Source organism: Arthrobacter sp. 'calajunan', assembly GCF_046940185.1.
In the GTDB taxonomy this organism is placed as follows: domain Bacteria; phylum Actinomycetota; class Actinomycetes; order Actinomycetales; family Micrococcaceae; genus Glutamicibacter; species Glutamicibacter soli.
In genome coordinates this window covers 144409-171099 of sequence record NZ_JBKZDY010000007.1, presented here as the reverse complement: position 1 = coordinate 171099, position 26691 = coordinate 144409, and the positions used below count along the sequence as shown (strand labels likewise).

21 protein-coding genes, 1 tRNA gene, 1 other RNA gene and 1 pseudogene are annotated in these 26691 nt (G+C 65.0%); 15 read left to right on the top strand and 9 right to left on the bottom strand.

The genetic code is table 11. From position 1 onward, the window contains the following. Window positions 1-169 precede the first annotated feature (169 nt). Entirely contained in the window at window positions 170-1546 is a 1377-nt protein-coding gene (locus tag RF641_RS12685; protein WP_424573342.1) for an amino acid permease, read from the top strand. Window positions 1547-1562: 16 nt separating this feature from the next. Here the strand turns inward: RF641_RS12685 and RF641_RS12680 are convergent, their stop codons facing one another. Next, entirely contained in the window at window positions 1563-2279 is a 717-nt protein-coding gene (locus RF641_RS12680; protein ID WP_082123767.1) for a YoaK family protein, read from the bottom strand. A 119-nt stretch (window positions 2280-2398) separates the two neighbouring features. Here RF641_RS12680 and RF641_RS12675 point away from each other — a divergent pair, with 119 nt between their 5' ends. Continuing rightward, on the top strand, window positions 2399-3091 hold the full coding sequence (locus RF641_RS12675) for a DsbA family oxidoreductase (protein ID WP_053797264.1): 693 nt from the start codon (window positions 2399-2401) through the stop codon (window positions 3089-3091). A 22-nt stretch (window positions 3092-3113) separates the two neighbouring features. Here the strand turns inward: RF641_RS12675 and RF641_RS12670 are convergent, their stop codons facing one another. Both RF641_RS12670 and RF641_RS12665 read right to left on the bottom strand, forming a co-directional pair. Then, entirely contained in the window at window positions 3114-3743 is a 630-nt protein-coding gene (locus RF641_RS12670; RefSeq protein ID WP_052772209.1) for a LytR C-terminal domain-containing protein, read from the bottom strand. Window positions 3744-3786: 43 nt separating this feature from the next. Beyond that, entirely contained in the window at window positions 3787-4089 is a 303-nt protein-coding gene (locus tag RF641_RS12665) for a type II toxin-antitoxin system VapB family antitoxin (protein WP_047118068.1), read from the bottom strand. A 279-nt stretch (window positions 4090-4368) separates the two neighbouring features. Between RF641_RS12665 and RF641_RS12660 the strand changes: the two genes are divergently transcribed. Continuing rightward, the gene (locus RF641_RS12660) at window positions 4369-5409 is read left to right on the top strand and encodes an isopenicillin N synthase family dioxygenase (protein ID WP_047118069.1); all 1041 of its coding nucleotides are present in this window, start codon (window positions 4369-4371) and stop codon (window positions 5407-5409) included. Window positions 5410-5716: 307 nt separating this feature from the next. Here RF641_RS12660 and RF641_RS12655 read toward each other — a convergent pair whose 3' ends face one another. The 3 genes from RF641_RS12655 to RF641_RS12645 all read right to left on the bottom strand — a co-directional run bounded on the left by RF641_RS12655 (window position 5717) and on the right by RF641_RS12645 (window position 7330). Continuing rightward, window positions 5717-6469: a response regulator transcription factor gene (locus RF641_RS12655; RefSeq protein ID WP_052772210.1), complete on the bottom strand. Its 753-nt coding sequence runs from the start codon at window positions 6467-6469 to the stop codon at window positions 5717-5719. 63 nt (window positions 6470-6532) lie between these two features. Continuing rightward, window positions 6533-6898 (bottom strand): VOC family protein, encoded by a 366-nt coding sequence (locus RF641_RS12650; RefSeq protein ID WP_047118070.1) that lies wholly within the window; start codon window positions 6896-6898, stop codon window positions 6533-6535. A 344-nt stretch (window positions 6899-7242) separates the two neighbouring features. Next, a tRNA-Ser gene (locus RF641_RS12645) sits at window positions 7243-7330 on the bottom strand. A 188-nt stretch (window positions 7331-7518) separates the two neighbouring features. On the opposite strand from RF641_RS12645, the gene RF641_RS12640 reads away from it, so the two are divergent. The 10 genes and pseudogenes from RF641_RS12640 (at window position 7519) to RF641_RS12595 (ending at window position 21023) form a co-directional block, all read left to right on the top strand. Continuing rightward, window positions 7519-9051, top strand: a complete 1533-nt coding sequence (locus tag RF641_RS12640) for an HNH endonuclease signature motif containing protein (RefSeq protein ID WP_082123768.1) — start codon at window positions 7519-7521, stop codon at window positions 9049-9051. A 700-nt stretch (window positions 9052-9751) separates the two neighbouring features. Beyond that, window positions 9752-9848, top strand: an RNA gene (gene ffs, locus RF641_RS12635) — signal recognition particle sRNA small type. 26 nt (window positions 9849-9874) lie between these two features. Continuing rightward, window positions 9875-10795, top strand: coding sequence for a tRNA glutamyl-Q(34) synthetase GluQRS (gene gluQRS / locus RF641_RS12630; RefSeq protein WP_060617044.1), 921 nt, complete (start codon window positions 9875-9877; stop codon window positions 10793-10795). Between the two features lie 9 nt (window positions 10796-10804). Continuing rightward, window positions 10805-14581: a DNA polymerase III subunit gamma and tau gene (locus tag RF641_RS12625; RefSeq protein WP_424573321.1), complete on the top strand. Its 3777-nt coding sequence runs from the start codon at window positions 10805-10807 to the stop codon at window positions 14579-14581. A gap of 131 nt (window positions 14582-14712) precedes the next feature. Beyond that, window positions 14713-15303, top strand: a pseudogene (recR, locus tag RF641_RS12620) (recombination mediator RecR); the annotation flags it as partial. Window positions 15304-15665: 362 nt separating this feature from the next. Then, window positions 15666-17384: a DHA2 family efflux MFS transporter permease subunit gene (locus RF641_RS12615; protein WP_424573320.1), complete on the top strand. Its 1719-nt coding sequence runs from the start codon at window positions 15666-15668 to the stop codon at window positions 17382-17384. Between the two features lie 8 nt (window positions 17385-17392). Beyond that, on the top strand, window positions 17393-17869 hold the full coding sequence (locus RF641_RS12610; RefSeq protein WP_113607611.1) for a MarR family winged helix-turn-helix transcriptional regulator: 477 nt from the start codon (window positions 17393-17395) through the stop codon (window positions 17867-17869). A gap of 213 nt (window positions 17870-18082) precedes the next feature. Beyond that, complete coding sequence (locus RF641_RS12605) at window positions 18083-18634, top strand: hypothetical protein (RefSeq protein ID WP_424573319.1); 552 nt, start codon at window positions 18083-18085, stop codon at window positions 18632-18634. 208 nt (window positions 18635-18842) lie between these two features. Beyond that, window positions 18843-20129 (top strand): aspartate kinase, encoded by a 1287-nt coding sequence (locus tag RF641_RS12600; RefSeq protein ID WP_047118075.1) that lies wholly within the window; start codon window positions 18843-18845, stop codon window positions 20127-20129. Between the two features lie 114 nt (window positions 20130-20243). Continuing rightward, entirely contained in the window at window positions 20244-21023 is a 780-nt protein-coding gene (locus tag RF641_RS12595) for a phosphotransferase (RefSeq protein WP_424573318.1), read from the top strand. On the opposite strand, the gene RF641_RS12590 is transcribed toward RF641_RS12595, so the two are convergent. After that, the gene (locus RF641_RS12590) at window positions 21020-21694 is read right to left on the bottom strand and encodes a response regulator (RefSeq protein WP_047118077.1); all 675 of its coding nucleotides are present in this window, start codon (window positions 21692-21694) and stop codon (window positions 21020-21022) included. The two genes, RF641_RS12595 and RF641_RS12590, sit on opposite strands and share 4 nt — an antisense overlap. Then, window positions 21691-23385 (bottom strand): sensor histidine kinase, encoded by a 1695-nt coding sequence (locus tag RF641_RS12585; RefSeq protein WP_113607608.1) that lies wholly within the window; start codon window positions 23383-23385, stop codon window positions 21691-21693. Before RF641_RS12585 ends, RF641_RS12590 begins: the two co-directional genes overlap by 4 nt. Window positions 23386-23573: 188 nt before the next feature. On the opposite strand from RF641_RS12585, the gene RF641_RS12580 reads away from it, so the two are divergent. Beyond that, window positions 23574-25007 (top strand): CitMHS family transporter, encoded by a 1434-nt coding sequence (locus RF641_RS12580; RefSeq protein ID WP_047118079.1) that lies wholly within the window; start codon window positions 23574-23576, stop codon window positions 25005-25007. Between the two features lie 90 nt (window positions 25008-25097). Here the strand turns inward: RF641_RS12580 and RF641_RS12575 are convergent, their stop codons facing one another. Continuing rightward, window positions 25098-25652 (bottom strand): mycothiol transferase, encoded by a 555-nt coding sequence (locus RF641_RS12575; protein WP_113607607.1) that lies wholly within the window; start codon window positions 25650-25652, stop codon window positions 25098-25100. A 145-nt stretch (window positions 25653-25797) separates the two neighbouring features. Between RF641_RS12575 and RF641_RS12570 the strand changes: the two genes are divergently transcribed. Beyond that, entirely contained in the window at window positions 25798-26691 is an 894-nt protein-coding gene (locus tag RF641_RS12570; protein ID WP_424573317.1) for a 3-methyladenine DNA glycosylase, read from the top strand.

Genomic DNA, 26691 nt, shown 5'->3' with positions numbered 1-26691 from the left:
TTTTACCCCATCTGCTTGCCGACCCACGTACGATTTGGTATGTTCCGCCCGCCCAGCGCGGCGCAGGGACACGCGCACCCCATCCCCCATATGAGGATCCAAGTAGTTCATCGTGACCGAAATCAAGGCATCCCTCGCCCGCGGGCTCACCGCCCGCCACATCCGCTTCATGGCCCTGGGCTCGGCCATCGGAACCGGCCTGTTCTACGGCTCGTCCGCCGCCATCCAGGCCGCCGGCCCGGCCGTGCTGTTCGCCTACATGATCGGCGGCGCCGCCGTCTTCATCGTCATGCGCGCCATGGGCGAGATGGCGGTGAAGCATCCGGTCTCCGGGTCGTTCGCGCACTACGCCTCCCGCTACCTGGGCCGCTTCGCCGGATTCGTCACCGGGTGGACCTTCACCTTCGAGATGGCGATCGTGGCGATCGCCGACGTGACAGCCTTCGGCGTCTACATGGGCTTCTGGTTCCCCGACGTCGCCACCTGGATCTGGGTGCTGGCTGTGGTGCTGCTGATCGCGGCGATCAACCTGATGAAGGTCAAGGTGTTCGGCGAGACCGAGTTCTGGCTGGCGATCGTCAAGGTCAGCGCCATCATCGCGATGATCGGCGGCGGCATCGCGCTGATCATCTTCGGCTTCAACGCCCCCGACGCGCAGACCGCGACCGGCATCGACACCCTGATGGCCGCCGGAACGCTGTTCCCCAACGGCTTCATCGGGCTGCTGCTGTCCTTCGCCGTGGTGATGTTCGCCTTCGGCGGCATCGAGACCATCGGCATCACCGCCGGCGAGGCGGACGACCCCTCGCGGTCGGTGCCTGCGGCGATCAACACCGTGCCGTGGCGCATCCTGCTGTTCTACGTGGCCTCGCTGGCAGTGATCATGATGCTCTTCGACTGGCGCCAGATCGACGGCAGCGCCAGCCCGTTCGTGCAGATCTTCGACGCGCTGGGCATCCCGGCCGCGGCCCACGTGCTCAACGCCGTGGTGATCACCGCCGCCGTGTCCGCGATCAACGCCGACACCTTCGGCGCCGGGCGCATGCTCTTCGCGATGTCGGCCGAGGGCCACGCCCCGAAGTCCTTCGCGAAGGTCTCCTCCAACGGCGTGCCGTGGATGACCGTTCTCATCATGACCATTGTGCTGCTGGTCGGCGTGGTGCTCAACGCGCTGCTGCCCGAAAAGCTGTTCACCATCATCGCCTCGATCGCCACCTTCGCGACAGTATGGGTCTGGATCATGATCCTCGCCTCCTACTTGGCCATGCGCCGGGCGGAGAAGAAGGAGGCCGCGGCGGCCTCGCAGGGCCCGCGCGAGTACGCGGTTCCCGGCGGTTCGGCCACCGCCTGGATCGCCATGGCGTTCATGGTCTTCATCGTGGTGCTGCTGGCGCTGAGCGCCGAAACCCGCGTGGCCCTGTACACCGGCGTTGCGTGGCTGGCCATCCTTGCCGTGGTCTACCGCTTCGCGGTGCGCGGCACCTCCGGCGGTCCTTCGGCGGACGGCCGCGAGCGCGATTCGGAAGCTGTCTCCACCGGCCGCTAGACGGTCCGGCTCCCAGCTAATGGATCTCGCGGCGCGCCGGGGCGGGGGCTTGGACCTCCGGCCCGGTGCGCCGTTCCGCCGCCAGCGCCAGCGTGGCCCACAGCAGCATGCCTCCGGCCGCGATCCACAGGCTGGACAGGCCCAGATGCAGGTAGGAGAATACCCCGGCCAGCGAGCCGAGGGTGATCATCGCCCACAGCACCGCGTAGCGGACCCAGAGCAGCCGCCCGGACCCGCGGTCCGAGCCGGTCAGCAGCCCCAGGATCGCGCCGCCCAGGTGTTGGCCGAGCTTGACCAGCGTGCCGGTCATGTAGGTCAGGCCCAGCGACACCTCCCCCGAACGCGTGTAGGAGACGTTGACCGCGCCCATCGAGGCCGCCAGCAGGCAGGCCCCGCCGAATCCCAGCTCGCCCAGCGAACCGAGCAGCGCCGCGGTGACCAGCAGCGCACCGCTGAGGTACATCACGATCGGACGGCGGTAGCGCGCGGCCCGCGCGGTGAGCACGGTCGCCACCACCACACCGCCCACGAAGCTGCCCACGAAGCCCATGGCCATGGACCAGCCGCCGGCATCGCCGGTGAGCAGGGCTGCCGAGGAACGCGTCGAGTTGCCGGACATGAAGGACAGGAAGTAGCCGCCGAGGTGGATGAAGCCCACGCCGTCGACGAACCCCGCCATCGCGGTGATCGTCCCCGCGAAGAAAATTCCGCGCCATCCCAGATTCCTGGCCACCGAACGCCGTCCCGTCCTTTCCGTCCCCGACTGCGGTTTCCCGCCTGAAGCCATTATCCCGTGCCGCGGGCAACGCCCCGTTGAAGGAATGCCTGCGCGCCGCGGCGCGTTATACGGGCATGAGTGAAACCACTGCTTCCCAGAATCCCGCCGACGCCAAGCGCCTGCGCGTGGATATCTTCTCCGACATCGCCTGCCCGTGGTGCTTCATCGGCAAGCGCCGCTTCGAATCCGGTCTGGAATCCTCCGGCCTGGCCCAGGACGTCGATGTCTACTGGCACGCCTACCAGTTGGATCCGACCCTGCCCGAGCACTACGACGGCAGCGAGCTGGACTACTTGGCCAAGGCCAAGGGCATGGATCCGGCCCAGGTCGAGGGCATGCTGGAGCACGTCACCGCCCAGGCCGCCGAGGAAGGCCTGTCCTACGATTTCGGGAAGCTGGTGGTCGCCAACTCGTTCACCGCGCTGCGTGTGCTGGAACATGCCAAGCAGCAGGGGCTGGGCGGCGAAATGAAGGAAGCGCTGCTCTCCGCGCACTTCGAGAAGGGCCTGGACACCGGCAACGTGGACACCCTGCTGCAGCTGGCCGCCGAGGTCGGGCTTGACGCCGCCGCGCTGCACACCGCGCTGGAGGCAGGCAGCTACGCCGACGAGGTCAACGCGGACATCGCCCAAGCGCGCCAGATCGGCGTCACCGGGGTGCCGTTCTTCATCCTCGACGGCAAGTACGGCATCTCCGGCGCGCAGCCGGCCGAGGTCTTCGCCAACGCGCTGACCCAGGTCCACGCCGAAACCGTCGGCGCCAACTAGCGGCTGCCGGGCCGGTTCCCCGCTACTGCTGCGCGATGCACTCTAGCGTGCCCGGGGCGGTGTTCAGTTTGCGGTCCTTGACCAGGTTCTCGAATCCGGTGCCCAGCGCCAGGTCCACCTCGGTGCCGTACATCATCTCGTCGTAGACGAACTCGGAGCCGGGCACCTGACGCTGGATGGTCAGCGCCTGCGCGTACCCCTTGGGGCCGGCCAGCACCACGGCGACCTTGTCCTCATACCTGTCCAGCCCCGAGGTGGTGGCCGAAATCTGGAAGCCTCGCTCCTTCAGCGCCTCCGCGGTCCTGCCGGCCAGTCCCGAAATGGTGGTCGTGTTCAGCACGCGCACCTTGAAGCTTGCGGGGTCCTGGTAGCTGAAGCTGGCCGTGGGGCAGGCCGGGTTGGCAATCTGCTCCGCGGGCTGGTCGTCGGCCTGCACCGCCGTCGGCGCGCCGCCGATCTTCAGCACCCCGGTGAAGGCCAGCGTGGCGGCGATGAACGCCACGAGCACCATGATTGCCATGATCGAGAATATGACGTTCTGCCGCTTGCGCGCGTCGCGCTTTGCCTGGGCGTTGGACACGAAACTCAGCTCTCGCTCGCCAACGATGTGAGCCCCGCGCAACGTCGCAGGGTCCTCGCGTTCGTGCATCATCGCACCCACTTTCAGGCAGCTCCCCTTTGTGGCGAAAGCATACCTAATCCGCGTCGAGATCCAAGACCCTGGCGTGGATCACCGAACGGTGGTGCAGCGCCGAGCGCAGCGCCCGGTGCAGCCCGTCCTCCAGATACAGCACGTTCCGGTAGCGCACGACGTGCGGGAACAAGTCGCCGAAGAACGTCGAATCCTCGGAGAGCAGCGTTTCCAGATCAAGCGTTGACTTGGTGGTTACCAGTTGGTCGAGCTTGACCTGCGAGGGCGGAATGGCGCTCCAGTCGCGGGTGCTGGTCAACTCGTGCTCGGGGTACGGACGCGAATCGCCCACTGCTCTGAAAATCACCCTTCAAGCATAGGCACCCGCGTAACAAATTACCCGAGGAAGCGACCAGATCACCGGGCCGGGCGCTGAATCGGGCATTATGCACGTCGAACGGACCACCGCCGAATCGCGAACCTCAAACATCCGCTTCGCAGATAAATCCGGTCCCGAACCCCTGCGAGCGCAAAGTATGCGCCCAGGTTCAGGGCTTGGCAAGGATTGTTACAACGGCTGAAACGTGGCGGAACGGTGCGTCATTTTAGATAGTAACAATCCATCAGTCGGGTGCACCCTAGGGTTATGAACAACGTAGTAACCGAGATCCCAGTCCTTGATATCTCCACTTCCCGGAATGCCGATGGCACGTTCAATCCCGAGTTCGTTGCCGCACTGCTCGACGCTGCCCACCGCGTCGGCTTCTTCCAGATCGTCGGGTACGCCTCGCGCGCCAACCAGGATCAGGAACTGCTGGACACGGTTGCCGAGTTCTTCGCGAAGCCCGTCGAGGAGAAGATCGGGCTCGACAACCGCAACAGCGCCCAGTTCCGCGGCTACACCCGCCTGGGCACCGAGATCACCCGAGGCCGCGCCGACTCGCGCGAACAGATCGACTACGGGCCGGACCGTGAGCCGCTGGCCGTCGTGCCGGCCGACAAGCCGTACCTGAACCTGCAGGGCCGCAACCAGTTCCCCGAGGACTTCCCGCAACTGCGCGAACACGCCATGGAATGGGCCGAGCTGATGAACCGCACCGGGCATGAACTGCTCTCGGCGATCTCCGTCGGTCTGGGCCTGGGCGAGGACTACTTCGACGAACCGTTCTCCGGAGCTCCCGCATGGATGGGCAAGCTGGTGCACTACGTGGGCGGCGGCATCGTGCCGGAGGCCGGCAACCAGGGCGTCGGTCTGCATGCGGATTACGGTTTCGTCACCCTGCTGCTACAAGACCAGGTCGGCGGGCTGCAGGTCCAGCCCTACGGCCAGGATTCGTGGATCGAGGTTCCGCCGACTCCAGGGGCACTCGTGGTGAACCTGGGAGAAATGCTCGAGGTCGCCACCGACGGCTACCTGATGGCCACCATCCACCGCGTAATCGCCCCGCCGGCCAATGTCGACCGCTATTCGGTGCCGTTCTTCTACTCCCCGCGCCTGGACGCTGTCATCGACAAGGTTGAGCTTCCGGCCGAGCTGGCCGCCGACGCGCGCGGCGTCTCAGACGACCCGCACAACCCGATGCTGGCCTCATACGGGGCCAACGTGCTCAAGGGTTGGCTGCGCGCCCATCCGCAGACCGCTGCGATCCACTACCCGCAGCTGATCCAGAATCGGGCTACCGCCTGACCCCAACAGCTCAATGAGCGACCGGGTTCCGGACAGAACAAACGTGAAGACTTCGACGGGGTATTGCGCCACCGCATCGAAGTCTTCACGTTTTTCGCGAGCTTGCTGTCTTACCCGACGCCTCCCCCAAGGCGATTTGGCCATTCCCCCAAAAACCAGCCATCGTTCAGTTTCGTAGTTCTCGCTAGACCTTTCGGCCATGGGACTCATTGTGCAAGACCACACTTAAGCTGTGTTATCAATTAGCTCAAGATTGCATCAAGCCTCCGAAAATCCAATAGTTTTCTTTAAAAAGCTTCAGGTATCACTAGTATGAACCGGGATCATTTACCAATCTGTATCCAACGCCCCTCACGGTCTCAATCCACTGCGAAGAACGCGCAGAGTCACCTAACTTGCGCCGGAGGTTTGCTATGTGAACCTCAATGCTTCGAACGTCCGAGTCGGAAACATAGCCATGCTCAAGATCGTCGCCTTCAAGGCTGACCCTCCGAGCAAGCTCTTTCTTGCTGCGCACCCTGCCCGGAACTTGCATTAGCACATGGAGGAGGGTGAATTCGGTAGCCGTCAGGACGATGGGCATGCCATCCAGATGAACTTCCCACGTTGAAGAGTCCAAGCGCAACGCGCCATGACTCAGCACCTCGACGGCGGAGCCCTGCCTGTCGCTCAACATCTGGTTGATGCGGGCTTGACGTCGCGAGAACGAATCGATCCTGGCCCGGAATTCACGTTCACGCAGCGGCTTCGGAGAATACCCGTCTGCTCCTGCATCGAAGGCCAAAACCACTTCAATCTCTTCGCTGACGTCCATCACCGCCAAGATGTACGCGTCAAGATGGGCGCTTAAGCGGCGAATCGTTTCGATGCCATCGATATCGGGCAGGCCAAAGCCCACGACAATGAGATCCGGCTTTGCCCTATGGGCCAGCGCAACTCCCCTTTGCCCGCTGGACTCCTCTTGTATGGCAAACCCGATCTGCCGAAGCAGAGTTGTCATTTTTCCACGCACGGCTTCGTCGTACTCAATGACGACAGCCTTTGCTATTTCCCCAACCACGTTTTTCCCCAATCCCCTGTTAAGGCGATCGCGGCGGCCTAACGTTACAGACCGCTGCGTGGACTAAATGCTACCGGAGAGCACGCAGAACTCGTTACCTTCCGGGTCATAAAGAACAACCCAGTCTTCGTCGTCGCGTTGCCCGACGTCCGCGTACTGCGCCCCCAGCGCCAGCACACGGTCGACTTCGTCCTGTTGCGAACTACCCTGCGGCCGAAGGTCAAGATGCATCCGGTTCTTGATGCTCTTCTCCTCTGGCACCTGCGCGAAACAGATCACTGCTTCATTTGACCCATCTCCGCGCCGCCCAATGGTCACCAAGCCTGCGGCTTCTTCTCGAACTTCATAGCCCAATACTTCGCACCAAAACTTGGCAACAAGCATTGGATTCTTACAATCAATGGCAATCTCACTGATGACTACGGACATGGCCCACAACTTCCCGCTCCACAGGCAGCACTTGGATGACCGCCTTCGCCTCGGATGATACGCCTATCTCCCTTTAACGCGACCAAACCGGAAGTTGCCAGCGAATCAGCAAAAAAGCGCCTCGCTGAACTTCGCCCAAGACCAGATCCTAGGGGAACCGCGTATCACTTTGAGGCGTCCAATTGCTGTCTAGGGCTCGAAACTACAAGTTGTCTTTGGAGGTAACGGCGAATCAGCTGGCAATCCGACATCTTGCAAGAACACTTCAAGATCGCGTGGACGGCGGGGATCCCGTTCCAGTGAAATTAAACGAAAAAACCCCCGATTTCTCGGGGGTTTTCCATTGGCGGAGGATAGGGGATTTGAACCCCTGAGGGCGTTAACCCAACACGCGTTCCAGGCGTGCGCCATAGGCCGCTAGGCGAATCCTCCTCAGTCTGCTCCGTGGAGCAGAATCAAGCATATCTAAATTTCCACACAATCACGAATCGAAGACCACGCGCTGGCAAATCGCTTTCCGAGCGACTCCGCGATCCCCTAGATTTAGCCGATTTTCCGCGCTTTCCCCACGCTGCAACAGGCCCCACCAAACTGTCCGTAGTGCGGAGGATACTCAAAACATGAGCAAAAGAGAGGTATTTCACAGCGACGATGATGCCCATCGTCTACCGATGTATCCTCCTGGTCTTCGAAAGAATTTCGGTTCAGGAGGAGTGTGGGACGCGGAACTTGACCAGCACAAGTTCTTCAATAAATTCGCGTCCACCGCCTTGGATCTATACAACCTTCCGCCTGTGGATACACCAGCTGACGGGTTCAGGCGTCTTGAAGCCATCGGCCGGCTTCGAAGCATGCTGGACGCAGCCGAAGCGTCACTCATGGCGGACACCTTGGAAATGTGTGCCCGCGAATCTGCCAACAGGGGCGTCCAAGATTCCTTGCTCGATCAGGAGGACGATCAGGCCCGAGAGCTGTCGGCTAAGTACTACGGCGTCAATTTGGCTGACGAGATCACGGTCAGGTCGTCTTTCATCGCCGAAGCGGCAGTCGCCATGCGAGATTCGGAAACTCACATTCAAGGCAAGCTGTTCACCGCGGAAGGTCTGCGCAACTTGTGCGTAGATACCTTGTCAGCTCTGGCCAATGGCGATATCACTACGAAAGCGGCCAAAGAAATAGTCAAGCAATCTCAGGATCTGGAGCCTGAAGACATCAAACAGATGGAACACGTATTGCTTCCCCTGGCCAAGACAGCTACAGACTCAGCGATCTCGCAAAGAGCCCGCCGAATGAGAGAGCGGCTTCATCCGAAGCCCCTTGACGAACGACATAAAGAGGCACGTGAAGGTCGCTCCATTACGTGGTGGGCGGATGAAAATGGCATGGCCACGATTCAGGTCTATCTTCCCGCGGAGGATATTTTCAGTATGATCAACACAGTCAACTGGTTCGCCGTGACGAATGTTGATGAGGATGATGAGCGCACCGAGCGGCAGCGCCGAGCTGACATTTTCCGCGATGCAATGATTGATGGCTGGCCTGACACGAATGGCACTCCTTTGAAAGCGCGCGTAGCCGTAACTATCCCTGCCTTGGAAATGTTGGCCGACCCCAAAAAGTCCCTCGCCGAGCTAGAAGGCTACGGTCCGATACCTATTGGTACAGCACTGAATATTGCAAGGGATGCACCATCGTTCATCAAGGTGCTAACAGACCCGTGGACGGGTGCCGCGATTGATGTTGCCCGGGAAAAGTATCGCCCAAGCAAGGCGCTAAAGGATCTTCTGCGTTTCCGCGACGTTCAGTGCCGTTTTCCCGGTTGCAATCGGCTGGCCGAGCAGTCAGAGGCCGACCATATTGATGGCTGGGCGCAGGGAGGCCACACATCACGCACTAATACCGAACTCCTATGCAAAAGGCACCAGCTGTTCAAACACGCGTTGGGTTGGGAAGTAACCTATCGCCCTGATGGATCTGTCAACTGGCGCACACCTAATGGGATTGTTTGTCTTGAGGTTCCGGGGAGCGTGAAATCAGTACAGAACTTCGACTTCGAGAGAAACCAGACGCCGGTCCTTCCCGAGGTTGAGATGACTGATCGCGTTCGCAGGGTACTTGGCTGGTACGACCCTCCAGAAGCCGCTGCTGGATAGCCTCCGCAACAGATCACCAGTTGATGAGATGCTGATCCATTTTTTTGATCAGAAACCCAGCCCTAAAGTTCTTTCGACAGCCGCACGACATTCAAAGTATTCTTCCCGTACGTCGTGGACCCGTTCAGAAGGGCTCACATCGCCATGTCGTTCTGGTCCAAATGGCCGTATTCTCCGGTCAAGATATGCAACAGCCCTCGCTCATCATGCGTAGGGCTGCAGCCGCGAGTACAAGTTGGAGACCTCGACGAATTCTGATCAAATTTTTCGTTCAGTTCGCCGAGACCTTCAGCGCAGGCCGCCGCCTCCGGCGCTTGGCGACTTAGTTGTCTTCCTGATCAAATTTTTTGATCAGAATTCTGGGCAATGCCGTCACAACGAGTGCATCTGACGCAAGCTCACTAGCCCACGCAGTGGCACTAAAAGATCTTGACAAGATTTTTAACTCTGTAAACCGCAAGCGCAAGGGATTACAAATCTCAGCCGCCTACGCCCGATCTTCGCCTGAACAAATTGCTTGATCAAAATTTTGCGTCAACTCCGGCCTTAGTCGCCGACAAGCAATTGACTGGCCACCCGGAAACGAGCCGCGTGAGAAATCTGATCAAATTTTTGGTTCACTTTCACTTGCGGGCACCCGGTGAGAGCAAGCGCACGCCCTACGATTTTTATCCACACCCCTTCCTCGGGTAGTATTTTTGGTGACCCCTCGTGTGGTGTCATCCTGTTGAACTCCCCCAGGACCGGAAGGTAGCAAGGGTAGATGGGCTCTGACAGGTGCATGAGGGGTCTTTACTTTTTACGCAAGCCGAATGGAGTCCACGTGGGCGCTGGCCGTTTCGCCCCTAGCCCGTCAGGGCGCCTCCACATCGGCAACCTGCGCACCGCTGTCCTGGCTTGGCTTTTCGCCCGCTCCACTGGCCGCGATTATCTTTTGCGCGTCGAAGACTTGGATCGCGTTCGTGCCGGATCCGAAGACGAGCAGCTTGCCGAGCTCAAAGCGCTGGGTCTAAGTTTCGACGGAACAATGGTGCGTCAGTCCGATCGGTTGCCTGTATACCGCGCCATTGTGGATGATCTCAAAGCGCAGGGGCTGGTCTACGAATGCTTCTGTTCCCGCAAGGACATTGCCGAGGCCGGCAGCGCTCCGCATGCCGCTCCGGGCTCCTATCCCGGAACTTGCCGGAACCTCACCGCGGAAGAGCGTGCCGAAAAGGCCCGGCACAGGCCAGCGGCGCTGCGTCTGCGCGCCGAAGCGAACGTTTTTACTGTTCAGGACGAGCTCGCCGGCAGCTACACGGGGACGGTGGATGATTTCGTCCTGGTGCGTAACGACGGTGCACCGGCGTACAACTTGGCGGTCGTCGTCGACGATGCGGCCAGCGGAATCGACCAAGTAGTCCGCGGCGATGACTTGCTCTCGTCGGCACCACGCCAGGCGTATCTCGCGCAGCTGCTCGGCTACACCGTTCCGACGTACGCGCACGTACCGCTGGCGCTGAACGAGAAGGGCCAGCGGCTGGCCAAGCGCGATGGCGCTGTAACGCTCGAAGAGATCACCGAACAAGGTGTGCATCCAGCCGAAATACGTGCATTTTTGCTAGAGTCATTGGGCTTGCCGGGTCAGGATTTGCAGGCAGCCTTGGAGGCATTCGACCCGGCCGCGCTTCCGCGCGAACCGTGGATCGTGAGGCCTGAAAACATTGTCCAACAGCTGATGCCCCCGGCATCGCGCAACCGATAGGGAACCGGTGTGACTACAGCGCTTTACCGCAGATATCGTCCCGATACCTTCGCCGACGTCATCGGACAGGAGCACGTTACCGCACCGCTGATGACCGCTCTGGAGAAGAACCGGGTCAATCACGCATACCTGTTCTCCGGACCGCGCGGTTGCGGCAAGACCACTTCGGCCCGCATCCTCGCGCGCTGCCTGAACTGCGAGCAGGGTCCCACTCCGATCCCTTGCGGCACCTGCCCGAGCTGCGTCGAGCTGGCCAACGGCGGCCCCGGTTCCCTGGACGTCATCGAAATCGACGCCGCCAGCCACGGTGGCGTGGAAGATGCCCGCGACTTGCGCGAGCGTGCGACGTTCGCCCCTGCCCGCGACCGCTACAAGATTTTCATCATCGATGAGGCCCATATGGTCACCTCGGCAGGCTTCAACGCGCTGCTGAAGATCGTCGAAGAGCCGCCGGCGCACATCAAGTTCATCTTCGCGACGACCGAGCCGGACAAGGTCATCGGCACCATCCGTTCGCGCACCCACCACTACCCGTTCCGCTTGGTGCCGCCCGAGGCGCTGCTGGAATACCTCAAGGTCCTCTGCGACCGCGAAAACGTCGCGGTGGCCGATGGCGTGCTGCCGCTGGTCATTCGCGCCGGAGCAGGCTCGGTCCGCGATACCCTGTCGGTGCTTGACCAGCTCATGGCCGGCGCCCGCGAAGGGATCCTGGACTACGAAACCGCCATCGCGCTGCTGGGCTACACCCACTCCACGCTGCTGGACGAGGTCGTCCTCTCCCTGCACGAATCAGACGGGGCCGGATTGTTCAGCGCGATCGACCGCATCATCCAGACCGGACTTGATCCGCGTCGCTTCGTCGAGGACCTGCTGGAGCGCTTCCGCGACCTGGTGATCGCCAAGGCGATGCCGGAGGGCCTGGAGAAGATCCTGCGCGGAGTTCCCGCCGACCAGCTCGAAGCCCTGCACCTGCAGGCCGGGCTGGCCGGAGCCGGCGAGCTGTCCCGCTGGGCCGATGTCACCAATCAGGCGCTGACCGACATGACCGGCGCAACCTCCCCGCGCCTGCACCTTGAGCTGCTGGCCGCGCGCCTGCTGCTTCCCGGTTCGCAGAGCTCGGACAGTTCCTTCGCCGCCCGGCTGGACCGCTTGGAGCGCCATGCCATGACCGGCGGGGCGCTGCCCGCGCTGGATGGCGAGGGATCCGAGGACGTTGCCGTCTCCATGGGCTCGGCGCCGAATCCTGGCGCAGCGCGCCAGGGCGCCGCCGCCGTACGCCAGGCTCTGGCCGCGGCCAAGGCCCGCCGCGACGGAGAGCCGATTCCCGAAGCGCTTGCAGAAGCTCCGGCCGAAACCCAGCCTGCACCGGTTCAGCAGGCTCCCGTGCAGCAGGCTCCGGCGCAGCCCGCATCGGCCCCGCAGGATCAGCACACCCAGCCAGCCCAGCGGCACCAAGAATCCCAGGTTCCGCACGCTTCCCAGGCGCCTGCCCAGCCGCAGCCAGACGCACAGCAGCAGACCGCCGCCCAGGCTCAGGCCGCGGACGATCTCAACGCTCCGCTGGATCCGGGAGCGGCAGCCTCGCTGAACACCGGCGCGGACGCCGATTGGGGCGCCACTTGGGGACCGAAGGAAGACCGGAACCCGGTCACCACCGAGATCCAGCCCGGCCCGAGCGTTCCGGCCGAGCGCCCCGACGGCGTCGCGCCGTTCAGCCTGGTGCCGGATCCAGCCAGCGGCGAAGACCTGTCCTTCGGGACCGGTGTCTCCATCGACGACGTCAAGCAGAACCCTGCCATGGCTGAATTCGCCCGCCGCGCGGCAGAAACCCGCGCCCAGCAGCAGTCGCAGCAGCAAGCCCAGGCCGCTGCCCGGCAAAACCAGGCCCCGCAACAGCAGCAGGCAGCCCCGGTCCCGCCGATCCAGCCGGACTCCGAAGCACAGCAGCGCGCCGCCTACGAACAGGCACAGCACTTGCAGAACCCGGCTCAGCAGAGCCAGGCACCGCAGCAACACCAGCAGCAGCATGTCGCCCAGGTCCCGCCAATCCAGCCGGACTCCGAAGCACAGCAGCGCGCCGCCTATGAACAAGCTCAGCGTGAGCAGGCCCAACGCGAAGCCGCCCAACGCCAGCAGGCCGAACATGAAGCAGCCCAGCGTGCAGCCCAGGAACAGGCGCAGCGTGAAGCCGCCCAGCGCCAGCAGGCCGAGCACGAAGCAGCCCAACGCGCAGCCCAGGAACAGGCCGCCCAAGAGCAGGCACAGCGCGAACAAGCCCAACGCGAAGCGGCGCAGCGCCAGCAGGCGCAGTCCGCCCAGCAGCAGAACCAGTACCAGCAGCAGCACCCTCAGCAGGGAAACCAGCCAACGGCTGCTCCAGCCGGAGCTTCTCCGGTCACCAAGTTCCAGCAGGCCTGGCCGCAGATTCTGGAACAGCTGCAGTCCAACTCGCGCGTGCTGCACTCCATGGTGTCGAACTACGGATCGGTCGCCGGATTCGACGGCCGCACGCTGACGCTTGCCTTCAGCAATTCCGGTCCGATCGTCAATCTGAGAAACCGGCCGGACATGATGCAGACGCTCACCGGAGTGCTTTCGCAGGTGGCTGGCGGGCCGATCGAGGTTGTCATCACCGAAGGCGGCTCGAACCCTGCAGGCGGTGGTTCCCCAAAAGGTGAGCGCCGGCCGATCCCGGCGCCAACCCCAGCACCAACCAAGTTCATCAAGGCTGATTCCGCTGGGGTAGCTTCGCGCCCCTCGAAGCCTGCATCGGCCCGGACCGCGGCCGCTCCGGCGATACGCAAGTCCCCGGCACCCGCTGCGCCGGCTGCCGCCGCGCCCGCGCGAGACAACGGCTACGTGTCCAGCTACGACGACGTGCCTCCGCCGTACGACGAGCCGTACATGGACGAGCCGCCGTTCCCTGACGACGGCGCCTTCGGCGACCCCTACGCGGCGACGAAACCCCAGGTTCCGTCGCCTGCTCCGGCTCAGCCAGCGGCTCCCGCCGCGCCACCGGTCCAGCAGGTCCAGCCGTTCCAGCCTGAAGCACCTGCTTTCCAGACTCCGGTGGCTCCGGCCCCGCAGCGCAGCAGCGCCCCGCGTTCCTTCGATGGCCCGCCGGTGGCTCCGCGCCCGCGCATGACCGCCGGGATGAACGCCCGCCAGGCCGAACGCCCCGGCTTCTCGATCGACCGTCCGGTGTCCTCGACGCCGCTGCGCCCGGGCAGCACCACCGGCTCCTTCGAGCCGGCGGCCAGCGCCCGCGAGCCCGAGCCGCAGGCCCCTGGACCGATCCAGGCGCAGTCCCAGGCCCCCGCGCAGCAAGCTCCGTCCCAGCAGGCAGCTTCGGCACCCGTTGCCCCGGCGCCGCACGGCGCTCCGCAGCAGTTCCGGCCCGCGCAGCCGCCGCAGGCCCCTGCCCGGGAAACCGTTCCGTCTTGGGGCGCCCCGGATCCGGCCGCGCAGCCCGCGAGCACCCCGTCGGACCCGCGTCCGAGCGCAGGCTCCGGGCGCATGAGCCGCTACCAGCAGCTGATGAACCAGGCAAAGGACGCTGCTCCGGCCGCCGCGCCGGTGCAGTCCGCCAGCGGCTGGGGTGGCGCGCCGCTGCCGCCCGAACCTGCGATGGAGGATCCCTACGAGTTCGTCCCGAGCGACGACGACATCGAGGTGGAGGACTCCGCCCTGATCGGCGTTCCTGCGGTCGAGCGGCTGCTCGGCGGTATGGTCATCGAGCAGCGCGACGTGAACGGCAACATCGTGGAAATCAAGCGCAGCCTGTGACCGATCCGGCAGCCATACCAACTGTCGGAGTGAGACACTAGTGTGTACGTTGGCGGGGTGCGTTGGCCTCCCCGCAACCGGCCCGCGGGCCGCTCAAGACCTATCCCTGCAAGCGACGAAAGAAGGCGCACGTGTACGAAGGTGCTGTACAGGAACTGATCGATGAGCTCGGTCGGCTGCCTGGGATCGGCCCGAAATCGGCGCAGCGCATCGCTTTCCACATTCTCGATGCCGACGCCGAGGACATGACCCGCCTGGCCGCCTCGATCCAGCTGGTCAAGGAGAAGGTGAAGTTCTGCGAAATCTGCTTCAACATCTCCGAGCAGGACACCTGCGCGATCTGCCGCGATGAGCGCCGCGACGGCACGACGATCTGCATTGTCGAGGAGTCCAAGGACGTGCTGGCGATCGAGCGCACCCGGGCCTTCGCCGGCCGCTACCACGTGCTGGGCGGCTCCATCAATCCGCTGGCCGGGGTGGGACCCGAGCAACTGCACATCCGCGAGCTGGTCACCCGCCTGGCCGACGACTCGATCACCGAGCTGATCCTGGCCACCGACCCGAACCTCGAGGGCGAAGCCACCGCGGTGTACCTGGTGCGCGCACTGGCCCCGCTGGGCATCAAGATCACCCGCCTGGCCTCCGGCCTCCCGGTGGGCGGCGACCTGGAGTACGCCGACGAGGTCACGCTGGCTCGCGCCTTCGAGGGCCGCCGGGTTGCCGGACGGGCCGCCGCCCCGCAGGTTGCGCCGCAGCTGCCGGATCCCGAACCGCAGCCGCGCAGGGAGACCCCTGCGCCGGACCAGCCCGCCGAGCAAGGCCCGGAGCCGGCTTCCGAGGCCGGTGCGGAAACGCAGCCGCGCTTCGTCGTTCCGGAGATGGACGACCATCGCAGCGCGACCCGCTGACCACCCGCTCTCCGCAGGATCCACCTCGCCGCCCGCGCTCAACGCGCCGTCGGCGGGGTGTTTTTATTCCCGCCGCGGCACTTTTGTGGAGCACCCCACACATGGTTGATGATTGTCAACTAATCATTTATAGTTGACGAGAATCAACCTTTCTTCTCTTCTTCTTTGGAGCGCTTATGACCGCAACCGCACCGGTCGCCCAGCCCAAGATGAGCCACCGCGAAATCATGCAGTCCCTGACGGGCCTGCTGATGGGTATGTTTGTCTCCATCCTGGCCGGCACCGTCGTTTCCAGTTCACTTCCAGTGATCGTTTCCGATCTGGACGGCGGCCAGACCGCCTTCACCTGGGTCGTCACCGCCACGCTGCTGGCGACCACCATCTCCACCCCGATCTGGGGAAAGCTCGCCGACCTCGGCAACCGCAAGCTGCTGCTGCAGCTGGCGCTGGCCATGTTCGTACTGGCTTCGGCCGCCGCGGGCTTCGCGCAGAACACCGAATTCCTAATCGCCATGCGCGTCATCCAGGGCCTGGCCGGCGGCGGCATGGGTGCCCTGAGCCAGATCGTCATGGCCGATATCCTCTCCCCGCGTGAACGCGGCAAGTACATGGGCCTGTTCGGCGCCGTCATGGCCGTGGGCACCGTGGGCGGACCGTTGATCGGCGGCTTCATCACCGACACCATCAACTGGCGCTGGAACTTCTTCGTGGCGCTGCCGTTCGCCGTGGTCGCGATCCTGCTGATCCAGCGCACCCTGCATCTTCCGGCCTTCGCCAAGCGCAAGGTCAAGATCGACTACCTGGGCATCATGCTGCTGTCCTCGGGCGTAGCCCTGCTGCTGATCTGGATGTCCATGGGCGGCTCGCAGTTCGGCTGGAACTCCACCACCAGCTACCTGATGGCCGGCGGCTCCGTGGTTCTGCTGGCACTGTTCGTGCTCACGGAATTCAAGGCGGCCGAACCGCTGCTGAACCTGGGTCTGTTCAAGAACCGCACCTTCACCTTTGCAGTCATCGCCTCGCTGGCCATCGGCGTCTCGATGTTCGGCACCTCGGTGTTCCTCAGCCAGTACATGATCATGGCCCGCGGCGCGACCGCCACCCAGGCCGGTCTGATGACCTTCCCGATGATGGCCGGCCTGCTGGTCATCTCCACCATCGCCGGCGCGCTGATCACCCGCTTCGGCAAGTGGAAGGCCTTCGTGGTCACCGGCTCGATCCTTCAGGTCGTCGGCCTGTTCCTGCTGGGCACCATCCACTACGACACCAACTTCGTCCTGGTGGGCGTGTACATGTTCATCCTGGGCGCCGGCGTCGGCCTGGTCATGCAGAACATGGTCCTGGTGGTGCAGAATGCCGTTCCGGTCAATGAACTCGGCGTGGCTTCCTCGGCCGTGAACTTCTTCCGCACCCTGGGCGGCACCGCCGGCACCGCAGGGCTCGGCGCCCTGCTGGCAATCAACATTCCGAACATGATCGCCGACCGCCAGTCCGATCTGGCCAAGGCGATGGCCACGCTGGGCGACAAGGCCGCCGAGGTCTCCGCGCAGCTGGCTTCCGGCAGCCTGCCGAGCATCTCCACGCTGCCCGAGCCGGTGCGAGTGATCTTCGAATCCGTGTACGGCGACGGTGTCGCGGCGCTGTTCGCAGTGGCCGCCCCGATCTCCCTGATCACCGTCGTGGCCGTGTGCCTGCTGCCGAACCAGAAGCTGCGCACGCAGACCGCGGTTGAACGCCATCAGGAAGGCGAAGGCCAGGCTCCTGCCTCGGCCCCTGCCGTTGACGGTGCTAAGGGCTTGGAGGCGCAGCGCGCCGAAGGCACCCTGCTCACCGAAGCCCCTGCCATCGCTGACGGCGACAACGAGAAGAAGCCCGGCTCCCCCGCCGGGGCGTAGGAAGGCCCATGGATACCGTGAACGGCCGCGTCGCCAGCACCAGCGCTGAGCGCGCCGAACTCTACGAGGCCGCCGAGCAGCAGTTGCTGGACTTCATCGCGGTCATCGCCCGCACCAAGCGGGAAGTCGCCGCACGCATGGAGCACCGGCTGACGACGGCGGCGCTGCCGGTGCTCGGGCTGGTCGTTCGCTCCAAGGGCATCTCGCAGTCCGAGATCTGCGACCGCCTGCTGATCGACAAGGCGGCGCTCTCTCGCATGGTCACCAAGCTCGAGGAACTCGGACTGGTCACCCGCGAAGTGGATCCGGACGACCGCCGGGTCTCGCAGCTGCTGCCCACCGAGCTGGCGGTGACCCGGCGGCGCGAATGGCTGCACAACTGGCGGCTGGACCTCAGGGCCCGCATGGAGCAATGGAGCGATGACGACCTCGGCGCGCTGACCACGCTGATCGGCCGCTTGAACCTGGACTTCGACTGCGCCTAGATTCCGGACGCCGCCGGAATAGCCGCGGACTTCGACACATATCGAAGTCCGCGGCTCCTTTCGTTTATGGATCCGGACAAGAAAATCGAAGCTGCGCCGAAATGTCCCGGAGAACGAACGCCTGGCGCTGGCGCGTTCCATCGTGTGCGCCTATTGCAGGCAATAACACGTCCCCAACTGGAGGGTGCGGCGCATTCACGCTAGATTTCAAGCATGGCAACACGAAGCAGCAACACCGACGCAATCGCCCGCGCCACCGGACGGCCGTGGAGCCAATGGTCGAAGGCCCTGCATGAGGCTTCGGCGACCGAGCTGGTCCATCAGCAGATTGCCCAGCTGGCCGCCACGCTGATGCCGAAGGACCTGAAGAACCCTGAATGGTGGGCCCAGAGTGTCGCGGTGGCCTTCGAACAGGAAATCGGCCGCCGAGTTCCCGGCCAGACCCAGGATGGAAGCTTCCAGGGATCGACCACCGCGACGCTCCCGACGACGCTGGACGGCGCACTGGAACGCTGGCTGCAGGCGGTTTCCGGCTTGGCCGAATTCAACGGGCAGACGCTGGCCGAGGACCCTGCGCTCAGCTCCAGCGAACGTTGGCGCTACTGGCGGGCGAGTTTCAGCGACGGCACCAAGACCCAAGTAGACATTGGGCTCAAGGGCGAAAAAGTCAGCATTGCCGTAAACGTTACTAAGGCTGGGGACCCCGAGATGGTGTCGGAGTGGAAGTCCTTTTGGCGACAAATTTTGGCTCGCACCAAGGGATAGGGAGCGATTTAAGGCACATTCCCCGGCGCTCTCTAGGCAATATGACCAACCGTTAACGTCACAAGTAGGTCATGATCGAGCGAAGCTGTCACAATATTTATCTGGTAGATGTCTCGCGCGGCATTTTCCTGCGCCCGCCACCCGCGGTGTCGGCGGTGCTTCGGACAAGCGCGCGAGCCACAGCTTTCAACAGGTGGAGTGAGTGCCCATGGGCCTAATTGTGCAAAAGTTCGGCGGTTCGTCCGTATCGGATGCCGAAGGCATCAAACGCGTCGCGCGCCGAATTATTGACACCAAGAACCAGGGCCACGAAGTGGTCGTGGTGGTCTCCGCCATGGGCGACACCACCGACGACCTGCTGGACCTTGCCGGCCAGCTGACCGACGAGGCGCCCGCCCGCGAGATGGATATGCTCCTATCCGCCGGCGAACGCATCTCCATGTCCTTGCTGGCCATGGCGATCGACCAGTTCGGCGAACGCGCGGCCTCCTTCACCGGTTCCCAGGCCGGCCTGATCACCGACTCGACCCACGGCAAGGCCCGCATCATGGAGGTCTCGCCGCAGCGCGTGCGCCGCGCCATCGACCGCGGATTCATCGCCATCGTCGCCGGTTTCCAGGGCATGAGCAAGGAATCGAAGAACATCACCACAATGGGCCGCGGCGGCTCCGACACCACCGCGGTGGCGCTGGCCGCAGCGCTCGGCGCCGACGTCTGCGAGATCTACACCGATGTGGACGGCGTCTACACCGCCGACCCCCGAGTGGTTCCTTCCGCAACCAAGATCGAGCAGATCACCAGCGAAGAAATGCTGGAGATGGCGGCCAGCGGCTCCAAGATCCTGCACCTGCGCTGCGTGGAATACGCCCGCCGCTTCGGAGTGCCGCTGCATGTGCGCTCCTCCTTCAGCACCAACGAGGGCACCTGGGTGCTCCCGGACCCCAACGACAAGATCAAGATTCAAGAGGGAGAACCCTTGGAACAGCCAATCATCTCCGGTGTTGCCCACGACCATTCCGAGGCGAAGGTCACCGTCATCGGTGTCCCCGACATCCCGGGCAAGGCGGCGCAGATCTTCGGCGTGATCGCCGCGGCCCAGGCCAACATCGACATGATCGTGCAGAACATCTCGACCCGCGGCTCGGGCAAGACCGACATCTCCTTCACCCTGCCGATGACCGAGACCAAGCATGTGCTGGACGCGCTGAACACCGCCAAGGGCGAGATCGGCTTCGAGGACATCGAGCACAACGACGAGGTCGGCAAGCTGTCGCTGATCGGCGCCGGCATGCGCTCGAACCCGGGCGTCTCCTTCACCTTCTTCGAGGCACTGCACCAGGCCGGAGTGAACGTGGACATGATCTCCACCTCCGAGATCCGCATTTCCGTGGTGACCGACGCCGACAAGCTCAACGACGCGGTGCGCGCCATCCACACCGCGTTCAATCTGGACACCGAGGTGGAAGCCACCGTGTACGGCGGCACCGGCCGCTAGGCTCACCATCCGCTGGATCCTCAGGCGGCCAGGCACTTCGGTGCCCGGCCGCCTGCGGCGTTAACGCGCCGGCGGGCTTTGCGGGGCCGGACGCGGCGCTGTCATGCTGGGTGCATGAGCAAACCCCTTTTCCTCGCCGCCGCCCCGCCGGAGAATCTTCCCGTGCCGCCCCGCGTGCTCCAGGCTGCCAGGGGCGAGGCGGTCCACGGGGTCTGGCTCAACGCGCTGGGCGGGGTGACCTACCGCCTCGGCGAAGGACCGGCGCAGCGTTTCGCGAAGTGGTCCCCGTACACGGCCTCTGCCAACGGGGCGGGCCGCAGCGCGGCCGATGAGCTCGACCTGCGCCTCGAGGCCGAGCGCCTGCGCTGGGCCGCGGACTACCTGGCCGTGCCGCGGGTGCTGTCGCTGGAGGAGTTCGACGACGGCCAGCTCATGGTCACCGCCGCGCTGCCCGGCCAGAACCTGGTGTCCGATGTCGGCAAGGCCGAACCGAAGCTGGCGGCCCGCGCACTGGGCCGCGGGCTGCGCCGGCTGCACGAGGCGCTGCCGGTCGAGCGCTGCCCGTTCCGCTGGGACGTAGCCACCCGCGCGGGCTGGCTCACAGGCGAGCTGCGCGAGCGTTTCCTCACCGAGGCGCCCGAGGAGGACCTGGTGGTCTGCCACGGGGACGCCTGCGCGCCGAACACCTTGGTCGGCCCCGGGTACGAGGTCACCGGGCACGTGGACTTCGGCGAGCTGGGCGTGGGCGACCGCTGGGCCGATCTGGCGGTGGCCGCATGGAGCACCGAATGGAACTTCGGGGCAGGGGTCCAGGCCGAGGTGTGCGCCGGCTACGGCATCGAGCCCGATGAACGGAAGATCGACTTCTACCGCCGTCTCTGGGACGCCACCTAACGCGAGATATAGCGGTGCTCGGGGCGACCGCGCGTCCCGTAGCCCAGCTGAAGCTCCAGCGCCTCGTTGGCCACCAGCGCCGCGAGGTAGCGCTGCGCGGTGGCCCGCGCGACGCCCACCGCCTCAGCCACTTCGGCGACGCTCATCGGCTGCGCCGACTGCTTCACGCAGGCCAGCACCGCCTGCTCGGTGGGCGCGGCGCTCGCGCCCGCGGCGGCCGCGTCGTCCACCCCCTGCAACGTCTTGTAAAGCCGGTCGATGCCCTGCTGGTCCAGCTGCCCGGCGCCCTCCAGCTGCCGGCGGTAGCGGGCCCAGCCCTTGAGCTTGGAGGACAGCGTCTTGGCGCCGAAGGGCTTGATGATGAAGGACAGCGCCCCGCGCGAGATCGCCTGGGAGATGTTCTCCGGCTCGGTCGCCGCAGAGATCATGATCGCGTCCACGCCCAGCGCTGGCAGCAGTTCCAGCCCGCTGACATGCGGCAGGTACAGGTCCAGCAGGACCAGGTCCGGCTTCTGCGCGGCGACGACCTTGGGCACCACCCGCGGATCCTGCACCGGTTCCAGCGCCTGGAATCCGGGCAGCGCGTTGACCATCTCCGCGTGCAGCGCGCCGACGCGGAAGTCGTCGTCGACGATCAGCACTCGGTAGTTTCCCGTGGTTTTGCCGCTCATGGGCGCTGTCCTTCCGTTGGGGTTTCGGTGGGGGTTCGGGGTTCGGCGAGCGCCGCGGGCAACCGGGCAGCCAGCACCGCCCCGCCGTCGGCGCCTCCGGGGTCTGCCACCCAGACGTCCCCGCTGCGCGACTGGGCCAGCCGGCGGATCAGCGGCAGCCCCACCCCGGCGCCGTGCTCGCCGCCCAGGGCGGAGCCGGTGGAGACCTCGGGCGAGAAGATGTCCAGGCCGGTGGTGATGCCCGGCCCGGAGTCCGCCACGGCCAGGTGCAAGGTGGTTCCCTCGGAGAGCAGGTCCACCTCCACCCAGGGTTCCCCGGCGCCGCGCAGCGCGGCGGTGAAGGCGTTGTCCAGCAGGTTGCCGAGCACCGCGGTGGCGTCCTGCGCGTCATGGGCGGAGGCGATCTGCCCGAAGAGCATCGACTGCGGCGAGACGCGCAGCTCGATGCCCTGCTCGTGGGCGCGCACCGCCTTGGCGGAGATGAATGCCGACAGGTAGGCGTCCTGCACTGCCTCGAGCCCGGGGACCTGGGCGATCTTCGGCCCGGTCTCCATGACTTCCTGCAGGTACTGCTCGGCCTGCTCGATCTTGCCCAGGTTGATCAGCCCCAGCACCGCATGCATGCGGTTGGCGAATTCGTGGCGCTGGGCGCGCAGCGCATCGGCCATGTCCTGCACCGCGTCAAGCTTGGTGCCCAGCGCCTCGACGGTGGTCACGTCGTGGAACAGCACCACCTGCCCGAGATCCACGCCGTCGCGGTTCACGTCCGTGACGCGGGCGATCAGCGAATTCCCGTTCGCATTCAACCGCAGCGGCGCCTTGTCGTGCTCGCGGATGGCGCGCACCAGGGCCGCATCAAGCCCGGCCGACGCGTAGTGGCGCCCCACGACGTCCTGCAGCTCCGTGCGGTGCGGCAGGCCCAGCAGCTGTCGCGCCGCCTTGTTGCGCACCGTGATCCGGTTGTCCACGCCAATGCCCATGACGCCTTCGGTCACGCCGTAGAGCACCGCCTGCTGGTCGCGGACCAGCTGCGCGATCTCCGAGGGTTCCAGGCCCAGGGTCTGCCGCTTGAGCTTGCGCACCGTGTAGCGTCCGGCGAGCACCGCCAGCGCGGCGGCCAGCAGGGCGAACAGCGCGATCCAGCTGAAGGACTGCGCCAGCGCCCCGGTCAGCGAATCGGTGGTCACGCCAACCGATACCTCGCCTATGACCATGCCGGAAGAGGAATATATCGGGACCTTGGCGCGCACCGACTCGCCCAGGGTGCCGTGCTCGCGCGAAACGTCCTCGATACCAGCCAAGGCCACCGGCTCGGTGGAGACCTTCAGCCCCAGTTCAGCGGGGTTCGGATGGCTCAGGCGCAGGCCGCGGTCCTCGGTGATCACGACGAAGTATGCATCTCCGCGGTTCACGATCGCCTGGGCCGTCTCCTGCAGCGGGCCGGTCCTCAGCGCCTGGACATCGAGCCGGTCCTGGGCCGCGTAGCGCTCGACCTCCTGGACCACCGAGGGCATGACTGCCACCGAACGCGCGATGGTCAGCGAGCGGTCCTCGGCCCGGTTGAACACCTGGTTGTAGCTGGCGTAGAGCGTTCCCGCCGTGACCAGCACGATCAGGAAGCCGACCACGATGAACTGCAGGCGCATGATGCGCGAGGCGAAGTGCCGGGTTCCGGGTCGGGAGGAATGCATGGCACCAAGCATATCCACCGGAGTGCGCCCGAGTGAGTTTTATGAGCAAAAAGATTCCAATGACCAAAAGGGGGCGGTAATCAGCACAAGCCCCGCAACGTGAGCGCCGACACGTAGCGTGGAAGGGATTCCTCATTCCACCGGATGCCACGCCGATGTGGCACCACAGATCCAAGGAGGTCGGGGCAATGCTCGTTGCACTCGGATTCCTCATGGTCATCACCTTCATGGTCCTGATCATGACCAAACGCATGACCCCGCTGCTGGCGCTGATCATCGTCCCGACCGCGTTCGGCCTGTTCGCCGGCGCCGGCTTCGGCCTGGGCGACATGATCATGGACGCCATCAAGTCGATGTCCGGCACCGCGGCGCTGCTGATGTTCGCCATCATGTACTTCGGCCTGATGATCGACGTCGGGCTCTTCGACCGGCTGGTCGCCGGCATCCAGAAGCTGGTCGGCAACGACCCGGCCAAGGTCGTCGTGGGCACCGCCCTGCTGACCGCGGTGATCTCGCTGGACGGCGACGGCTCCACCACCTTCATCGTGGTGACCGCGGCCCTGTTGCCGATCTACCAGCGCCTGGGCCTGAGCCCTGTTGTGCTGACCTGCGTGGCTGGCCTGACCAACGGCACGCTGAACATCGTCCCGTGGGGCGGTCCGACCGCCCGCGCCGCCGCGGCGCTGGGGGTCGAGGCCTCCGACGTGTTCGTCCCGATGCTCCCGTCGCTGGGCATCGCCCTGGTGGTCATCGGCATCTTCGCCTGGCAGATGGGTATCGCCGAGCGCCGCCGCATGCAGCGCGAGCATCCCGAGCTGTGGGGCACCTCGTTCGGCGGCGGCAACCTCGCCGGCGGCCAGGGCGGTTCCGGCAAGGGCGGCAAGACCCGGGGCGGCGTGTCCGGTTCCCCGATCGCCGTGCTGGAAGCCGTAGCCACCAAGGGCGACGGCACCGAAACCGCGACCATGGACGGCACCGTGCTGGATCCGAACCGCGAAACCCTGCGCCCGAAGCTGTTCTTCTTCAACCTCGCGCTGACCGTTGCCATCATGGTGCTGCTGGTCGTGGACGTGCTGCCGCTGTCCTACCTGTTCATGATCGGCACCGCCATCGCACTGGTGGTCAACTTCCCGAAGGTCTCCGACCAGGTCAAGATGATCGCCTCGCACTCCAGCGAGATTATCGCGGTAGTCTCCATGGTGCTCGGGGCCGCGGTGCTCACCGGCGTGCTGTCCGGCACCGGCATGGTCGACGCGATGAGCCAGTGGCTGGTGACGATCATCCCTGATTCGCTGGGCCAGTACATGGCGGTGATCACCGGCCTGATCTCCATCCCGGCAACCTTCTTCATGAGCAACGACGCCTTCTACTTCGGCATCCTGCCGGTGCTCACCGAGGCCGGAGCGCACTTCGGAGTTCCAGCGGTGGACATGGCCCGCGCCTCCATCACCGGCCAGCCGGTGCACATGCAGTCCCCGCTCGTCCCGGCAATCCTCCTGCTGGTCTCCCTGGCCCGCGTGGACCTGGGCGACCACCACAAGAAGGTGTTGTGGCGTGCACTGGTGGTCAGCCTGGTCATGCTCGCCTCCGGCGTGCTGTTCGGCGCGATCGCCATGGGCTAGGCGCCTGTCGGATCTGCCCCCGGCATCCGCCGCCACCGCGGCCCGCACCTCCACCCGATCGGTGGCGGTGCGGGCCGCAGCTTTTTGCCTTCAGCTGCGCGGATACCACGGCGGCAGGTAGTCCCAAGGCGGGTCCTCGCCGACGCGGCCGTCCAGCGCCTCGCGCAGCAGGTCCGCATGGCCGGCATGCCTGCCGTATTCCTCGATCACGTCGCACACCAGCCGACGGATGCTGGGGTGTTCGCCGCCAAAATCCAGCGCGCTGGGCTTCTCCAGCGCCCCGGGTTCCAGCAGTTCGAGCTGGATCTCCCGGCTGGCGGCCACGGCGCGGTCGTAGATCCGGTAGACCGCAGCGGGATCCTCGCCAACGACCCGGAACTGGTCGGTCCCGTCCGCGGTCAGCGCCAGCAGCGTTTCGGGCTTGCGCCGGGCGATCAGCCAGGTGAACTTCTCGTCCTCCACTGCGGCCAGGTGCTGCAGCAGCCCGCCCAGGCTCAGCGCGCTGGACGCAAGCCTGAAGCGCAGCTGCTCGATGCCCAGCCCGTCGGCCTTGTAGCGGAAGGTCGCGCGCAGCCGGTCAAGCATGCCGAACAGGTGCTGTGCTTCCGTGCCGGCCAGCGGCGGCTCCCATAATGGTTCCTTCATCGTGCGGCCTCCTGGGTTTTTGGTGTTCCTGCCTTGCAGTATGCGCAGCCGCGGCGCCGTCCGCCAGCCTCCCCGGCGTTTGGGGGAGGTGTGAACTGGCGTACCAAAGGTGGAGTTGCCGCGCGCGAGACCGGATAATTGAGCCATGCCCCAAACCCTTGAGGTCCTTGCTCCCGCCGACTGGCTGTCCCGGGCGGCCGCGCACGAGCAGCGCGCCCGCGCCTTCGGCGAGCCCTTCGTGGCCCGCAGGATGAAGGGGCGCAAGCACCCCATCGAGGACTTCCTGTTCACCTACTACACGCAGAAGCCCGGCCAACTCTACCGCTGGCATCCCGGGATGGATGTGGTGCTTTCCGGGCCCGAGGCCGCGCAGCGCGAGAGCTGGAAGTTCTATCGGCCGGTGGACACCGCCGCCGGACCCGGCTGGGCTTTGGATGCCGAGGCCTTCGGCCAGGCCCGCACCGAGGCCATCCGGTTCGCCCGCATCATCCTCGCCGGTACCGCGCAGCGTCCGGGCAATTTCGCCTGCTTCGGCCTGCACGAGTGGGCCATGGCCTACAAGTCCGATGTCAACGGCATCCGCCACGAGTACCTGCCCTTGCGGCTGGGCGCCGCCGGCACGGACGAGGTAGTCGAATCGCACCGGATCCGCTGCACGCATTTCGACGCGTTCCGCTTCTACACCCCGCAGGCCGCGCCGCTCAACGAGCTGCAGCCGACCCGTGATACCCAGCGCGACCTGGAGCAGCCCGGCTGCCTGCACGCGAACATGGACCTGTACAAGTGGGCGCACAAGCTCACGCCCGCGGTGCCCAGCGACCTGGTGATGGACTGCTTCGAGCTGGCGTGGGACATCCGCACCATGGACATGCAGGCCTCCCCCTACGACCTGGGCGACTGGGGCCATGAGCCGATCCGCATCGAAACCCCGGAGGGCAAGGCCGAGTACGTGCGCCTGCAGAAGGACTTCGCGCAGCGGGCCGAGGTGCTGCGCGCCCGGCTGCTGGAGGTGGCCAATGCCCTGGTGCTGCCCGAATAA

Bases quoted from the DNA above. Each gene is read 5' to 3' on its own strand.
- RF641_RS12640 (WP_082123768.1), top strand. From the start codon at position 7,519: ATGAGCAAAAGAGAGGTATTTCACAGCGACGATGATGCCCATCGTCTA.
- RF641_RS12600 (WP_047118075.1), top strand. From the start codon at position 18,843: ATGGGCCTAATTGTGCAAAAGTTCGGCGGTTCGTCCGTATCGGATGCC.
- RF641_RS12675 (WP_053797264.1), top strand. From the start codon at position 2,399: ATGAGTGAAACCACTGCTTCCCAGAATCCCGCCGACGCCAAGCGCCTG.
- RF641_RS12670 (WP_052772209.1), bottom strand. From the start codon at position 3,743: ATGATGCACGAACGCGAGGACCCTGCGACGTTGCGCGGGGCTCACATC.
- RF641_RS12585 (WP_113607608.1), bottom strand. From the start codon at position 23,385: ATGCATTCCTCCCGACCCGGAACCCGGCACTTCGCCTCGCGCATCATG.
- RF641_RS12570 (WP_424573317.1), top strand. From the start codon at position 25,798: ATGCCCCAAACCCTTGAGGTCCTTGCTCCCGCCGACTGGCTGTCCCGG.
- RF641_RS12685 (WP_424573342.1), top strand. From the start codon at position 170: ATGGCCCTGGGCTCGGCCATCGGAACCGGCCTGTTCTACGGCTCGTCC.
- RF641_RS12660 (WP_047118069.1), top strand. From the start codon at position 4,369: ATGAACAACGTAGTAACCGAGATCCCAGTCCTTGATATCTCCACTTCC.
- RF641_RS12595 (WP_424573318.1), top strand. From the start codon at position 20,244: ATGAGCAAACCCCTTTTCCTCGCCGCCGCCCCGCCGGAGAATCTTCCC.
- RF641_RS12580 (WP_047118079.1), top strand. From the start codon at position 23,574: ATGCTCGTTGCACTCGGATTCCTCATGGTCATCACCTTCATGGTCCTG.
- RF641_RS12575 (WP_113607607.1), bottom strand. From the start codon at position 25,652: ATGAAGGAACCATTATGGGAGCCGCCGCTGGCCGGCACGGAAGCACAG.
- RF641_RS12650 (WP_047118070.1), bottom strand. From the start codon at position 6,898: ATGTCCGTAGTCATCAGTGAGATTGCCATTGATTGTAAGAATCCAATG.
- RF641_RS12615 (WP_424573320.1), top strand. From the start codon at position 15,666: ATGACCGCAACCGCACCGGTCGCCCAGCCCAAGATGAGCCACCGCGAA.
- RF641_RS12610 (WP_113607611.1), top strand. From the start codon at position 17,393: ATGGATACCGTGAACGGCCGCGTCGCCAGCACCAGCGCTGAGCGCGCC.
- RF641_RS12590 (WP_047118077.1), bottom strand. From the start codon at position 21,694: ATGAGCGGCAAAACCACGGGAAACTACCGAGTGCTGATCGTCGACGAC.
- RF641_RS12605 (WP_424573319.1), top strand. From the start codon at position 18,083: ATGGCAACACGAAGCAGCAACACCGACGCAATCGCCCGCGCCACCGGA.